The sequence below is a fragment of the Halotalea alkalilenta genome (assembly GCF_001648175.1).
Taxonomy (GTDB): domain Bacteria; phylum Pseudomonadota; class Gammaproteobacteria; order Pseudomonadales; family Halomonadaceae; genus Halotalea; species Halotalea alkalilenta_A.
This window is the reverse complement of the sequence record NZ_CP015243.1, coordinates 2,976,893-2,990,760: the sequence shown is the minus strand read 5'-3', so window position 1 is coordinate 2,990,760 and position 13,868 is coordinate 2,976,893. Positions and strand designations below refer to the sequence as shown.

The following is a 13,868-nucleotide window of genomic DNA, read 5'->3' as shown; positions in this document are numbered from 1 at the left end:
CGGAATCCTTACTAATCGACTAATACTTTAGTCTAATTATGGTGAAGCCGGCAAGCGCTATACAAGCTTGTTTCTCCACGTTATAGTGTTGCCCGCGTTTCGCCCCAAGGGGCCGGTTCCCACCAAAAAAAGCGGGCATAGCTCAGTTGGTAGAGCGTCAGCTTCCCAAGCTGAATGTCGAGGGTTCGAGTCCCTTTGCCCGCTCCAGTTCCACGATCCAGAGACTGCCTAAAAGTAAGCCAAGGTACATTACCCTTCACTTACTGGACCTGGTCGTAAGTCTCCCGCTCGATCCATTGATGCGTAATGAAACCAAGCCAGTGGATGGAAGCGTCGCTCCATGTCGGTGAGCGTTCATCTCGTATCTTCGCTGAAATGGCAGGTTCCCCTGGATAAATCAGCGACCAATCCGCACCTCGAGTGCTCGTATCTCGACTATGGGGGGTGATCGCGAACTTCACGCATGATCGCCAGCACGCACCTGACCATTTACCTGCAATGGCTGCCGACGATCGCCGGGCATGGGCTGCTGTGAGCGCTTATGGTTGAGCCGCAGTCAGTGCTGCATCCAGTGCATCCGCCTGCGCGATGAAATCATGTGGCCGGCGCTTCTGAAAAGTTTCCAGGTTGGTGAGCTGTGTAGGGGCCGAAGCCTTCGCCATCGGTTGGGGTCGACGGGCGGGGTTGCATAGGGGATGCCGAGGTAGGCGTCGACTCACCCCTGGCTGGTACCGCTGACGAAGTCAGCTCCAGCTGGAGCGTGGCGGCGGGGCTCGGCCCACTGTTGGCCGAGGTGGTCGCCGCCAGGGAGAGCGTCGACGGCACTCGCGTCGTGTTCATGTCGGCGCTTCTGGATAGGAAGGAAGCGCAGGCTGCTCCTCGGTGGATTCCCACTCAAGGAGTAGCGCCTTCACCAGTGATAGGCCGCGCCGACCCTCTGGCGCGGCGGATCAGCGGGTCAGCCGTTCGAACCAGGCGAAGAAGTCCTGCTGCATCGCAGGCGTAATGCCATGATCGCCCGGGTAAAGGCGAGTTTCATGCGCGACGCCCAGTTCCGTCAGCATCTCGTCGGCTCGGTGGGCCCATTCCACCACCAGCTTGGTATCGTCCCGGCCATGGCTGATGAAACCCTGCACCTTGCCAAGGGCGGCGCGGTCCGCGACCTGTGGTCTGATCTCGGGGAGAATGCGCCCGGAGAGAATGCCGAAGCCTTCGACCAGTTCGGGGCGCGTCAATCCGATGCTTGCGCTCATGATGCCGCCCTGGCTGAAGCCGGCCACTACGGTCTTGTACGGTGCGACGGAGTACTCCGCCTGCAGTTCGGCAATGAACGTCGCCAGCTGCTGGCGGCTTTTCTCCGCCGCTGCCAGGTCTGGGCGCGGGCCCTGCGGGCCGAACGATACCTGGAACCAGGCATGTTGGGCCGGTCCCAAGACCAAGGGGCCACGCGCCAGAATGACCCGGGTATCGCTCGCCAGCGCGGACCCGAGCGGTGCGAGGTTGGTTTCGTTGCCACCCACCCCATGGAGCAGGATCAAAAGCCGCTTCGCCGGCCCAGTGGCGGATGTCGTCGTCCGAAATGGCAGCGACAAGTCGGCGCGCAGCGCTGACCAGACGATGTCGTTCATGGCGTTTTCTCCGTGTCGTCGGTGTCGAGTCCGAAGATGAAGGAATCCATCGACAGTACGCCGTAGGTCATGCCTCCCTCGATCCGGCTGCGGGGTTCGTCCGTGGTGCTCGCGCCCGCCGCGACCAGAAGCGGTAGGTAGTGCTCTTCGGTGGGATGCGCGCGCGCGGCGTGGGGCGCGCGAGCACGGTAGTGGACCAGCGACTCGTCGTCGTGCTCGGTGATCGCCGTCGCGACCCAGTCGGCGAACTCCTGGGCGTATTCGGGATCGCGGATATGGCTGCGGAACTCGTAGAGATTGTGGGTCAGGCTACCGGAGCCGACGATCAGCACCCCTCTGTCCCGTAGCGGCGCCAGGGCCCGGCCCAAGCGCTGCGCGCCCTCGGTGTCCATGTCGCGCGGCAGTGAGACCTGCAGCACCGGGATATCGGCATCGGGTTTCAGGTATCGCAGCGGCACCCAGGCGCCGTGGTCCAGGCCGCGCTGGGTGTCGAGCGTGGCGGGCATACCCGCAAGGGCGAGCATTTCGACCACGTCTCCGGCGAGTTGCACGGCGCCTGGCGGCTCGTAGCTGAGCTCGTACAGGGGCTGCGGGAAGCCGCCGAAATCATGGATGGTCTGTGGATTCGCCACCGAGGAGACGCGCAACTGCGGCGTCTGCCAGTGGGGCGACAGCACGAGGATCGCCGAGAGCGCCGGCAGCGATGCACCGAGGCGCTGGAGGTTGGGGCCGAGCACGCCGGGCTCGAGCGCGAACATCGGCGAACCGTGGGAGACGAATAGAGATGGAATGCGAGACATGGCGTTCTCCAGGATGAGCGGGCGGCATGCCGCCCGCGTTTAGCGCCTATCCTCCGTGTTACGACGCTTTGGCGCTGCGGCGGTTGCGCAGTTCATCGACGCTGAACTCGCCTGCACCGTTGGCGGCCAGGAGGAGGAAGCCACCGGCCATTGCCACGTTCTTCCAGAAGTTGATCGCCTGGCCTGCGTCGCTGAAGTCGGCATGGAAGATCAACGCTGTCAGCACCGAGAAGGCCGCGAGGACCAGGGCGATCCAGCGTGTGAACGCACCCGCGGCGATCGCGAGTCCGCCGCCTAGTTCGAGCAGGATCACCAGCGGAAGCAGTGCGGAGGGGACGCCCATGGCTTCCATGTACTGCTGGGTGGCGGCGTAGCCGATGAGCTTGCCCCAGCCGGAAATGATGAAGATCAGCGACAGCCCGATGCGGCCTGGCAGTGAGAGGATTGCATTCATGTCGGTTTCCTTACGTCATGTGTGTCGAGGTGTGATGGCCATTCGAGCGAATGCGGGGCTCAAGCCCCGCTATTGGCAAGAGAGATGTCAGGCGCGATGGATCCAGGTGGGCGCGATCTGCGTGCCGTGCCCGGCGCCATAGGCGAAGTAGATGTTCAGGCCCGCGACCGGCTCCAGGTAGCGCGCGTTGTTCAGGCCACCTGCGTCGACGGCTTGGAAGCCGATGCTTTCCACCAGTGCATGCACGGTCTGCTTGGCGCGCTCGTCGTCGCCGGCATAGAACACCGGTACGCTCTGGCCACCCGAGAAGACGGGGCCTTCGGCCAGCACCTGGGCGAGTACGGTATTGAACGCCTTGACCACTTTCGCACCCGGCAGCGCCTTGGCGATCTCCTCCGCCGCGGAGGTGTCGTAGCCCAGGGTCAGGCCCATGAAGTCGGCGGTCAGCGGATTGGTGATGTCGATCACGATGCGGCCTTCGAGCGAGCCGAGCGCTTTCAGCGCGGGGACGGCATCGGCATAGCCGGTGGCGACGATGACGACTTGCGAGTCACCCAGTGCCTCGGCAGGCGTTACAGCCGTGGCACCCGCATAGGTGTCGGCCAGGGCCTGGGCCTTGGCTGGGTCGCGTGCGGTCACCCGCACTTGGTGGCCCGCCGCAGTGAGCTGCTTGACGAAACCCGCGCCCATGTTGCCTGCGCCAACCAGAGTGATGTTCATGGTGAGCCTCCTGTGCCATCGCGATGGCACTGCGCATGGACCTTGAACCCGAGTAGCATGGCTGTGTTGCCGCAAGCAGCGTGGCCGCATGTCTTTTGGTGCCGGGTGCCCGGTGGTGAGAATGGCTCTGGTCGTGGGCTGCTGCGCATTATGGTGAGCCTGGCTTCCCGTTGGAAAGATTTGTCTTCCCAGAACACGACCGGGCTTGCGGTAACCCCTTCTCCATCGACCCGTTCCCAGGAGCTATAAGATGGCCCACTTACCGGTATTGGATCCATTGGCAGCCTTCGTGGATGTCGGCAGCGAGCAGATGCATGTGTCGATTGCCGGGGGGGAGCCGAAGGTATTCGGCACGTTCACGGCACAGCTGCATGAGCTACGCGACTGGCTGTTGTCGCAGAAGGTGAAGTCGGTGGCCATGGAGGCCACGGGGATCTACTGGCTGCCCCTGTACAGCGTGCTGGAAGCCGCGAAACTACAGGTGCTGATGGTCAACGGTAAGCACACCCGCAATCTGCCGGGTCGCAAGACGGATATGAAGGATTGCCAGTGGGGAGCGACGTTGCACGCGCACGGACTCTTGCGGGCAGGCTTCGTGCCCCCAGCCGAGATCCGGCGCTTGCAGGATTACCTGCGACTGCGCCAGGACCACATCACGCTGGCCGCAGGGCATGTGCAGCATCTGCAGAAGGCCTTGGAGCGGATGAACATCAAATTGCACGATGTCATCAGCAACCTGGTGGGCCGCAGCGGCATGGCGGTGATCCGGTCGATGCTCGAGGGTGAACGCGATCCTGAGCGACTGCTGGCTTTGTGCGACGTGCAGATCCGCCAGCAGAAGGCCGAACGGATCAAAGCCTCTCTGCAAGGGACCTGGGCCGAGGAGCATCTGTTCGCGTTGCGCCAGGCGCTGGAAAGCTGGGAGCACTACCAGCGTTTGATCAGGGCTTGCGACCAACAGATCGAAGCGGTGCTCCGTTCGATCGACGTCGATCCTCCGACGTCGCCGCCGTCCAAGGCGCACAAGCGAGGCGGTGCCAATGCACCCCAGATCGATGACCTGCATCCGATGCTGGTGGCTCTGTGTGGAGGCAATGATCTCACCGTGCTTCCCGCCCATACGGACTACAGCGTCCTGCAACTCATAGGTGAAGTGGGAACCGACCTGACCCAGTGGCCGACCGAGAAACACTTCACCGCTTGGGCCGGGCTGGCCCCCGGGAGTCATCAGAGCGGTAAGCGCCAACGCTCGGCCAAGCGCAGGCGTAATCGTGCTGGGCGCCTGTTTTGCGTCATGGCCCGCAGCCTCGCTCGCAGCAAACACATTGCGCTGGGCGGTTTTTACCGTCGGATGGCGGGTCGCCGAGGTGGATTGATCGCCAATATCGCCCTGGCGCGCAAACTCGCGGCGCTGTTCTGGCGCGTCATGGTCAAAGGATTGGACTATGTCGAACACGGACTCCAGTACTACGAGGCACAGGCGCTGGAAACCAAGCAACGTTCCATGCGTCGACTCGCCAAGCAGCTCGGGTTCTCCGTGACGCCTATCCAGACTGAAGCTCAAAATGCTTCTGCCTGAAAGTTGAGGAAGAACGATATGACGACCGCCCAATCTCCCCCCTGATCATCCCCCTGTCGAGGAGAACTCGGAGGGGGTTCATGGAAAGTCCTTTCAAAGTTTGGTTGAGTCGCGGCGCTTGGAGATCCGACGGCAGAGTGAGTGATCTGCAAGGCCGTTTGGTGTGAGGGAACTTTATTGGTTATCCATTTCGAGATAAATATGCATATCATGCACAAATTGTTTTGAGTTTAGAGATTATGGATCTTCTGCAAGCGATGAAAACCTTCACTGCCGTGGTCGAGGCCGGCAGCTTCGTCGGCGCCATGGAGTCAACCGACTTGTCCAAGCCCGCGATATCACGCCATGTCGCCGAACTGGAGCAGCACCTGGGGACGCGCCTTTTGCAGCGAACGACGCGTCGCCTGTCGCTGACCAGCGAGGGCCAGGCCTACTATCAACGCTGCAAGGAGATCCTGCTGGCCGTGCAGGAGGCCGAGGCTGAGGTGGGGTGCAGTTCGCTGCAGGTGCAGGGGCCTTTACGCATTGGCGCGCCGCAGACCTTCGGCGCGCTGCACCTGGCTGCGCTTTGGGGGCGCTTCGCCGCGGAGAACCCGCAGGTCTCCCTGGACATCGTGCTGTCGGACCGCGTCGTCGATCTGGTCGAGGAGGGCTACGACCTGGTGATCCGCATCGCGCGGCTGTCCGACTCAAGCCTGGTGAGCCGCCCGCTCGCCCGCACGCGCATGGTGCTCTGCGCCTCGCCGGCTTATATCGCCAAGCACGGTGCGCCCACCCATCCGCACGAGCTCGCCCGGCACGACGTAGTCTCGTACAGCTACTGGTCATCCCGAGATGTATGGAGCTTCCAGGGGCCCGCCGGCGAGGTGACGGTACGTACGCGCTCGCGCATCCATGCCAACAACGGCGATACCTGCCGGGCTGCGGCGCTGGCGCATCAAGGGATCATCCTGCAGCCTGATTTCCTGGTCCATGAAGACCTGCGCAGCGGTGCGCTGGTCGAGCTGATGCCCGATTTCCATGCAGCGGAACTGGGCATCTTCGCGGTCTACCCGACGCGCAAGCAGTTACCGCTGAAAGTGCGCCGGCTGGTGGATTTCCTGGTGGATGCGCTGCGCACGCCGCCCTGGGCGCAGTGACATAGCGGGCGCGATGCTCGACAGCCGGCGGCCGGTCGTGCCGACAAAGTGGGTCGTCGGGCGAGGCGGGTGCGGCTCAGCTTTCTTCCTGCCATCCGTCGCCGCTGAGCCGGGCGGCCATGAAATCGACCAAGGCTTTGATCTTGGGCTGGGGCTGGCGGCTGGCTGGCCACAGGATGAAGAAATCGCGCTGGTCGCTTACGTAGTCGTCCAGCACCGCGACCAAGCGCTTGGCGGTGATCGCATCGGCGACGATGAAATCCGGCAGCAGGGCGATGCCCAGGCCCGCCTCGGCCATGGTCAGTAATGGGTCGATGGAGTTGGTGATGGCTGTCTGCGGCAGCTCCAGATCGAGCGGCTCGCTGTGCGCGTGCAGCGGCCACGGCGCGAGTTTGCCGCTGCTTGGGTAGCGGTAGCGCAGGCAGGCGTGCTCGAGCAGGTCGTTTGGTCGGCGCGGCGTGCCCCGGCGGGAAAGGTAGTCCGGCGCGGCCATCAACCGATGGCGGTAGCCGCCCAGCCGGCGCAGGGTCAAGCGCGAATCATCGGCCTCGCCGATCCGAAGCACCGCGTCGAAGCCCTCTTCGATCACGTTGACCAGCCTGTCGCTGAAGTCCATTTCCAGCTCGATGTGGGGAAAACGCTGCTGGAACGAGGCCAGGTGATGCATCAGGTGCACCCCCAGCTGGGGCAGGCTGATTCGCAGCCGGCCCCGCGGTTCTTGCGTCGATCGGCTGAGCTCGTTCTTGGCCTTGTCGAATTCGGCGAAGATCCGGTAGCAGCGCGACAGGAACAGCTCGCCTTCGGCGGTAAGGGCGATGGCGCGGGTGGAGCGGTGGAACAGCCGGGCACCGAGCTCCTGCTCCAGCCGGGCCACCGAGCGGCCGATCGCCGACGAGGATACGCCCAGCCGCCGCCCGGCCTGGGTGAAGCTGCGGGTTTCGGCCGCCTGTACGAATGCCTCGAGTGCGCCAAAGTAGTTCATGGTCGATTGATGCGTTTCATTCCGATATGTTTGGAAATTTAGCCCATTTTTCTTTCGAATGCAGAGGGCTAGATTGATCGTCTTCGTTCGGGCCGCACCGTTGCATGCCTGGACCCTCCTACAGGCGAGATATCCATGACCCAGAACCATCCGCAGGGCGCGCTCCCGTCGGAGCTTGCGCAGCATCCCGGCTATGCCCGGGTATTCCAGCCCGGCCACCTGACCTTCGGTTTCATCGCGCCGCTCGAGAGCTATCCCGACAGTCCCGGACCGACCCTGGCCGACCATGCCGAGATGGCGCAAAAGGTCGATGCGGCTGGCTTTGCCGCGCTGTGGCTGCGCGACGTGCCTTTTTATGATCCGTATTTCGGCGATGTCGGCCAGGTGCTCGATCCCCTGGTCTATGCGGGATTTCTCGCCGCTATCACTCGTCGGATCGCGATCGGTACCGCCGGCATCGTGCTGCCGCTGCGCGACCCGCTGATCGTGGCCAAGCAGGCGGCGACGATCGACCAACTGCTGGGCGGGCGTTTTCTGCTCGGCCTTGCGACCGGTGACCGTCCGGTCGAGTACCCGGCCTTCGGCGTCGACTTCGACAACCGCGCCGAGCGCTTTCGCGATGCACTGGAGATGATCCGCGCTGCCACCGAGCGTGCCTGGCCGGTCCATGCGTCGCGCTTCTATGGCCGTCTCGACGGTGGCCTGGACCTGGTGCCGAAGCCGGCCGCGCCGCGTCTGCCCAGCATCGTCATCGGTCACGCAGGCCAGACCCTCGAATGGACGGCGCGCAACACCGACGGGATCATATCCTACATCGCCGATCCGCTGAGGATTCCGCAGATCCTCGCGCAGTGGCGTGCGGTCAGCGAACCGGGCGTGTTCAAGCCCTATGGCTACGGCACGCTGTTCGACCTCGATCGCGATCCGAACATGCCGATCCAGCCCGGTCGGGTGCTGAGAGGTGGGCGCAACGCCCTGCGCGAGCTATGGCTGCGCCAGCAGGAGCAAGGCGTGTCGCACGTCGGGCTGCACTTCAAGCCGCAGCGTCGGCCGGCTCGGGAGGTGATCGACGAACTGGGCGAATACCTGCTGCCGGTGTTCCCCAGTCTGAAGCCGCAGCAAGACAGCTCGGAAGGCCAGTCATGAACCATCCATTGCACCACATGGATTTCATCTTCCAGACCAAGCTCGGCACCTATCCGCTGGCCGTGCAGTGCGAGATGCTCGCCGAACTCGGCTACCAGGGCATCACCGTCTCGGCCTGGAGCAAAGAGCTGGATCAGCTGCCGCAGGTGAAGGCGCAATGGGGGCTGGACGTGGGTGCGCTCTACCTGATCCATCGTCCGGGGCTCGAGTCGTTCGTCACTGGCATCTTCGAGTCGCTCGAAGGCTGCGCCAGCATCGAGTTGGCGCTGCACTCCGGCGACAAGGTCGAAGACGGTGATCGCCGGATGCTCGAACGCCTGCTGCCGATCGCTGAGCGCCGCGGCATCGATATCGCGCTCTATCCGCACGTGCGCTATGGCATGCAGACCACGACTGAAGCGGTGGAGCTCTGCCGCTACTTCGACCATCCGCGCCTGGGCATCGTGTTCAATGGCTACCACTGGTACGCCACGCAGGAGAGTGCGCTGGAGCAGCGTCTCGACGCGCTCTGGCCATGGCTGCGCCAGGTCAACATCGCAGGCTGTCGCATGTCGCCGCTGGGCTGGGGGGGCGTTGCCACCATCGAGCCGCTGGATGAGGGCGAGATGGACAATTTCGTCCTGCTCGGCGCGCTGAGCCGCCGGGGCTATGCCGGCCGCTATGGCGTAATGGGCTGGGAGAGCATGGGCGGTGACGTCTACGGCAACCTGGCTCGCTCCATGAGCGCGTTTCGTTCGATGGAGCAGCGGCTGGTGGCGCATCCCGACTGGGCGATCATGACTGAACTCCCTAACTAGCCGAGGAACGATGGTCATGGCTCATCCCATTCACGCACTGGATTCGTTCTTCTATAGCTCCATGGGCGTCTATGCCTTCCAGTCGCAGTGCGAAATGCTCGCCGAGCTCGGCTACGACGGCATCACCGTCTCGGCCTGGAGCGGACAGCCGCTCACCGATCTTTCGCTTCTGCCCACGGTCAAGCAGCGCCACGGCCTGGATGTGGCTGCGTTGTACCTGGTACTGCACGAAGGCCGCAATGATGCACTGCTGCGCCGTATCGTCGAGCGCGTAGACGGCGTGGAGCTGATCGAGCTGGCGGTGCAGACCTCGATCAACGGTTCCGGGGCGATCATGCGCATGATCGAATCGCTGCTACCGATCGCCGAGCGGCGTGGCCTGCGTATCGCGCTGTATCCACACCTGCACCACGTTACCCAGACCACCTCGCAGGTCGTGCGCCTGTGCGAGCATTTCGACCACCCGCGCCTGGGCGCTTCGTTCAATGGCTATCACTGGTTCGCAAGCCAGGAAGGGCGCCTCGAAGAGCGTCTGGCCGCGATCGAGCCGTGGTTGATGCAGGTGGTGCTGTCGGGCAGCGCGATGTCGCCGCTGGGGTGGGGGCAAGTGGCGACCATGGAGCCGCCGGATCGGGGCGAACTCGATAACTTCACGGTCGTCGCGGCCCTGGACCGGATTGGCTACAGCGGCAGCATAGGGGTCTTGGGCTGGGACTATGGCGGTGATATCTACTTGAAGCTTCGCCGCAGCCTGGCGGCGATGCGTGCCATCGACCAGCGCTTGGAGGCGCATCCGGGGTGGACCGCATCCATAGGCAGTCATTGAAGCTGGTGCACCGACGCTAGGCGAGCGCTTGCGCGATGCCGCCTGTCGCCACAGACCATTCGTCCGGGGTATTCCCGGACGAATGGTTTGCTTGGTTCATGCTTCGCGGTAGGTGCCTTTTTGCTTGGCCGCATGGGTAGCCAGCGCATCCATCAGCGCGGGCGAGAGGCTGTCGTAGGGCGCAAGGCCCAGCTGCTGCAAATGCTCGCGGATCGCAGACATGTGCGACGGTGGTGTACCGCCTTCGATCAAAGACGACACGAAGGCGGCGAAGCCCGGTGCCGCCCAGCCGGTTTGCGGTGACAGCTCGGTATGGACGAAGTCCAGGCCATAGAAGGCGTGGTCTTTGTTTTCGATACGACCGAACAGGTGCACGCCGCACTCACGGCAGGCGTGGCGCTGGATGGTGGCGCTTTCATCGACGATCTCGAGCTTCTCGCCGTGGGCGACGACGCTGACCTTGTCGCGCGGTGCGACGGCGATCACGGCGAACAGCGCGCCTTGTGGTTTCCAGCACTTGGTGCAGCCGCAGGCGTGGTTATGCTGGGTCTGGGACTCGATTTTGACCTCGACCTTGTCGCTCTCGCAGAGGCATTGCAGGAGCCCCCCGCGAAGCCCTGCTGTTCGGGTGCAATGCCTTTGTCCACGGTGGGGTGGATGCTGATCGAATTCATGATGATGTCCCGGTGGTAGGGCGCGGTGTATACCGCGCCATGGACGAGCGATGACTTCTTAGTAGTGGACGACGGTGCGGATCGATTTGCCTGCGTGCATCAGCTCGAAGGCTTCGTTGATCTGCTCCAGCGGCATGGTGTGGGTGACGAAGGGAGCGAGGTCGATCTCGCCTTTCATCGCATCCTCGACCATGCCCGGCAGCTGGCTGCGGCCTTTGACGCCGCCGAAGGCCGAGCCGAGCCAGCGGCGGCCGGTGACGAGCTGGAACGGGCGGGTGCTGATTTCCTGGCCGGCGCCGGCTACACCGATCACTACCGACTGACCCCAGCCGCGATGGGCGCATTCGAGCGCGGCGCGCATCACGTTGACGTTACCAATGCACTCGAAGGAGTGATCGACGCCCCAGCCGGTCATCTCGACGATGACTTCCTGGATCGGCTTGTCGAAGTCCTTGGGATTGATGCAATCGGTTGCACCGAAGCTACGGGCGAGGTCGAACTTCGACGGATTGGTGTCGACGGCGATGATGCGCCCGGCCTTGGCTTGGCGCGCGCCCTGGATGACTGCCAGGCCGATGCCGCCCAGGCCGAATACGGCGACCGAGTCACCCTCTTGCACCTTGGCGGTGTTGTGCACCGCGCCGATGCCGGTGGTCACGCCGCAGCCCAGCAGGCAGACATGCTCAGGGTTGGCCTCGGGGCTGATCTTGGCCAGCGAGACCTCGGCGACGACGGTGTATTCGCTGAAGGTGGAGCAGCCCATGTAGTGGTAGATGGGTTGTCCGTTATAGGAAAACCGGGTGGTGCCGTCCGGCATCAGTCCCTTGCCTTGGGTGGCGCGCACGGCCACGCAAAGATTGGTCTTGCCTGATTTGCAGAACAGACACTCGCCGCATTCGGCGGTGTAGAGGGGGATGACGTGGTCGCCGGGTTTGACGCTGGTGACACCCTCGCCGACCTCGACCACTACGCCTGCGCCTTCATGGCCCAGTACGGCGGGGAATACGCCCTCGGGGTCATCGCCGGATAGGGTGAAGGCGTCGGTGTGGCAAACGCCGGTATGGGTGACCTTGATCAGCACCTCGCCCTTCTGCGGCGGGGCAACGTCGATCTCGACGATTTCCAACGGCTTGCCAGCTTCGAATGCAACGGCGGCGCGAGATTTCATGGTAGGCCCTCTTATGGAAGAAATAACTGATGGCGCGTCAACGAAGATAGGAGCGCACCAGGGAAACGACATCGTCGATGGACTTCTGCTGAGCTACGTTGGGCTCTATGAGATGACCGAACTCTTCTCGCAGATGGCTCTCCAGCACGCCGGCCATCAACCCATTGATTGCACCGCGCACGGCTGCGATTTGCTGGAGCACCGGGCCGCATTCGGCCCCTTCCTCCAGCGCACGCTCTAGTGAATCTAGCTGACCGCGCACGCGGCGCACGCGAGCCAGTACACGTCGCTTCTCTTGCGCGGTGCTTGGCATGGGGTGCTCCTGAATACTGTAGGGGAGTATCCGATGATACTCCCGGGGGGTATGTGGATCAACCTCCCGATCCGAACGAAGAGCGGGCTGCGGCTCGGGGCGTTCGGCGCCGGAGCAGTGGACACGGCAAAAAAAACCGCTTGCCCATCGGTGATGGGCAAGCGGTGGCACTTGACGCAGGTGGCGTCGCTCAGAACGGATAAGGCTGGGTAGGATCCTCGAGCGTGATCCACTTGATCTCGGTGAACTCGTCGATGACCGCACGGCCGTCGAAGCGCCCATAGCCGCTGTTCTTCATCCCGCCGTAGGGCGCCTGCGCTTCGTTTTGCACCGTGGCACCGTTGACGTGCACACAGCCCGCCTGGATACGCGAGGCCACGGAGATGGCGCGGGTGAGGTTGTTGCCGAATACCGCCGCCGACAAACCGTACTCGGAGTCGTTGGCCACGCGCACGGCCTCTTCGGTATCGCGCACCCTCACGATGGTGGTGACCGGGCCGAAGGTCTCCTCTCCATAGATGATCACGCCGGGCTCGACGTGGTCGACGATGGTGGCATCCATCGCCGCGCCGCGGGCGTTGCCGCCGGCGACGATCTTGGCGCCTTTGTCCACCGCATCCTGGAGCATGTGATTGAGCCGTTCGCCCGAGGCCGAGCTGACCATCGGGCCAAGCGCGTACTGGTTGGGATTGGTCAGATCGCCCACTTTCAGGTCCCTGGCGCGTGCGGCAAAGCGTTCGACGAAGGCGTCGGCGACCTTTTCATCGACCACGAAACGCTCGGTGGACATGCAAATCTGGCCCTGGTACAGGAATGCACCGAACATCGCTGCATTCACCGCGCCGTCCAGGTCGGCATCATCCAGCACCACGAACGGCGCCTTGCCACCCAGTTCGAGCAGGCAGCGCTTCAAATGGCGGGCCGAAGTCTCGGCGATGATGCGGCCTACGCGGGTCGAGCCGGTGAAATTGATCCGGCGCACGGCTGGATGGGCGATCAGCGCTTCGGTCACCCCCGCCGAGCCTTCGGGCGAGGTGGTCAGGAAGTTCAGCACGCCGGCCGGCAGACCGGCCTCGTACAGGCAGGAGGCCAGCAGCGCATGAGTGCGCGGGCTGTTCTCCGAGGCCTTGAGGATCACCGGGTTGCCGCAGACCAGCGGGTAGGCGATGGCGCGCGCGCCGAGCAGCACCGGCCCGTTCCACGGCACGATGCTCAGCACCACGCCGGCCGCCTGGCGGACGGTGAGCGACAGCGAGCCGGGCTTGTCGGTGGGCAGGGTTTCACCCTGGATCTGCGTCGCCAGGGCGGCGGCCTCGCGGAACAGCGCGGCGGAGCCCAGCACGTTGAATCTGGCCCATAGTTCCGGAGCGCCGACTTCAGCCGCCATGACCTCGCAGAACTCCGGCAGCTTCTGTTCGAGCAGATCGGCCGCCTTGAGCAGCAAGGTACGCCGCGTGGTCGGGCCGGTGGCCGACCAGGATGCAAACGCCTTGGCCGCGGATTCGGCCGCCGCGAGCGCATCGTTGACAGAGGCGGCGGCGGCGGTGGTCACCAGTTCCTGGGTGAGCGCATGACGCCGTTCGAAGGTGGCACCGTGTTCGGCTGGACGAGAGAGGTTGTCGATGATGAGTTCGGTTTGCAT

Annotated in this window: 14 protein-coding genes and 1 tRNA gene; 6 read left to right on the top strand and 9 right to left on the bottom strand. The window is 63.7% G+C overall.

The features are described 5' to 3' along the window. The first annotated feature begins 131 nt into the window (after positions 1–131). A tRNA-Gly gene (locus A5892_RS13410) sits at positions 132–207 on the top strand. 743 nt (positions 208–950) lie between these two features. Here A5892_RS13410 and A5892_RS13405 read toward each other — a convergent pair. The 4 genes from A5892_RS13405 to A5892_RS13390 form a co-directional block, all read right to left on the bottom strand. Next, positions 951–1,628: an alpha/beta hydrolase gene (locus A5892_RS13405; protein ID WP_064123231.1), complete on the bottom strand. Its 678-nt coding sequence runs from the start codon at positions 1,626–1,628 to the stop codon at positions 951–953. Then, the gene (locus A5892_RS13400) at positions 1,625–2,428 is read right to left on the bottom strand and encodes a dioxygenase family protein (protein ID WP_064123230.1); all 804 of its coding nucleotides are present in this window, start codon (positions 2,426–2,428) and stop codon (positions 1,625–1,627) included. Before A5892_RS13400 ends, A5892_RS13405 begins: the two co-directional genes overlap by 4 nt. Positions 2,429–2,486: 58 nt before the next feature. After that, positions 2,487–2,882: a DoxX family protein gene (locus tag A5892_RS13395; RefSeq protein WP_064123229.1), complete on the bottom strand. Its 396-nt coding sequence runs from the start codon at positions 2,880–2,882 to the stop codon at positions 2,487–2,489. An 87-nt stretch (positions 2,883–2,969) separates the two neighbouring features. Further along, the gene (locus A5892_RS13390; RefSeq protein ID WP_064123228.1) at positions 2,970–3,602 is read right to left on the bottom strand and encodes an NADPH-dependent F420 reductase; all 633 of its coding nucleotides are present in this window, start codon (positions 3,600–3,602) and stop codon (positions 2,970–2,972) included. A 250-nt stretch (positions 3,603–3,852) separates the two neighbouring features. Between A5892_RS13390 and A5892_RS13385 the strand changes: the two genes are divergently transcribed. Beyond that, complete coding sequence (locus A5892_RS13385) at positions 3,853–5,181, top strand: IS110 family transposase (protein WP_064122123.1); 1,329 nt, start codon at positions 3,853–3,855, stop codon at positions 5,179–5,181. Between the two features lie 257 nt (positions 5,182–5,438). Beyond that, on the top strand, positions 5,439–6,320 hold the full coding sequence (locus tag A5892_RS13380; RefSeq protein ID WP_263281381.1) for a LysR family transcriptional regulator: 882 nt from the start codon (positions 5,439–5,441) through the stop codon (positions 6,318–6,320). Between the two features lie 76 nt (positions 6,321–6,396). On the opposite strand, the gene A5892_RS13375 is transcribed toward A5892_RS13380, so the two are convergent. Then, positions 6,397–7,302 (bottom strand): LysR family transcriptional regulator, encoded by a 906-nt coding sequence (locus A5892_RS13375; protein WP_064123226.1) that lies wholly within the window; start codon positions 7,300–7,302, stop codon positions 6,397–6,399. A 135-nt stretch (positions 7,303–7,437) separates the two neighbouring features. Here A5892_RS13375 and A5892_RS13370 point away from each other — a divergent pair, with 135 nt between their 5' ends. Genes A5892_RS13370 through A5892_RS13360 form a run of 3 tightly spaced genes read left to right on the top strand, consistent with a single transcriptional unit; the run spans position 7,438 to position 10,071 of the window. Beyond that, positions 7,438–8,448, top strand: coding sequence for an LLM class oxidoreductase (locus A5892_RS13370; protein ID WP_064123225.1), 1,011 nt, complete (start codon positions 7,438–7,440; stop codon positions 8,446–8,448). Beyond that, positions 8,445–9,245: a sugar phosphate isomerase/epimerase family protein gene (locus A5892_RS13365; protein ID WP_064123224.1), complete on the top strand. Its 801-nt coding sequence runs from the start codon at positions 8,445–8,447 to the stop codon at positions 9,243–9,245. Before A5892_RS13370 ends, A5892_RS13365 begins: the two co-directional genes overlap by 4 nt. A 16-nt stretch (positions 9,246–9,261) precedes the next feature. Then, positions 9,262–10,071: a TIM barrel protein gene (locus tag A5892_RS13360; RefSeq protein ID WP_064123223.1), complete on the top strand. Its 810-nt coding sequence runs from the start codon at positions 9,262–9,264 to the stop codon at positions 10,069–10,071. Between the two features lie 96 nt (positions 10,072–10,167). On the opposite strand, the gene gfa is transcribed toward A5892_RS13360, so the two are convergent. From gfa to A5892_RS13340, 4 genes are all read right to left on the bottom strand, one after another. Continuing rightward, the gene (gene gfa / locus A5892_RS13355; RefSeq protein ID WP_263281449.1) at positions 10,168–10,671 is read right to left on the bottom strand and encodes an S-(hydroxymethyl)glutathione synthase; all 504 of its coding nucleotides are present in this window, start codon (positions 10,669–10,671) and stop codon (positions 10,168–10,170) included. Positions 10,672–10,803: 132 nt separating this feature from the next. Next, the gene (locus A5892_RS13350; protein ID WP_064123222.1) at positions 10,804–11,913 is read right to left on the bottom strand and encodes an S-(hydroxymethyl)glutathione dehydrogenase/class III alcohol dehydrogenase; all 1,110 of its coding nucleotides are present in this window, start codon (positions 11,911–11,913) and stop codon (positions 10,804–10,806) included. A gap of 37 nt (positions 11,914–11,950) precedes the next feature. Continuing rightward, a complete protein-coding gene (gene frmR, locus A5892_RS19890) occupies positions 11,951–12,226 on the bottom strand; it encodes a formaldehyde-responsive transcriptional repressor FrmR (protein ID WP_082890458.1) in 276 nt (91 codons plus the stop codon). 190 nt (positions 12,227–12,416) lie between these two features. Next, positions 12,417–13,868 carry an aldehyde dehydrogenase gene (locus A5892_RS13340; protein ID WP_064123220.1) on the bottom strand — a complete coding sequence of 484 codons (1,452 nt, stop codon included), beginning with the start codon at positions 13,866–13,868 and terminating at the stop codon, positions 12,417–12,419.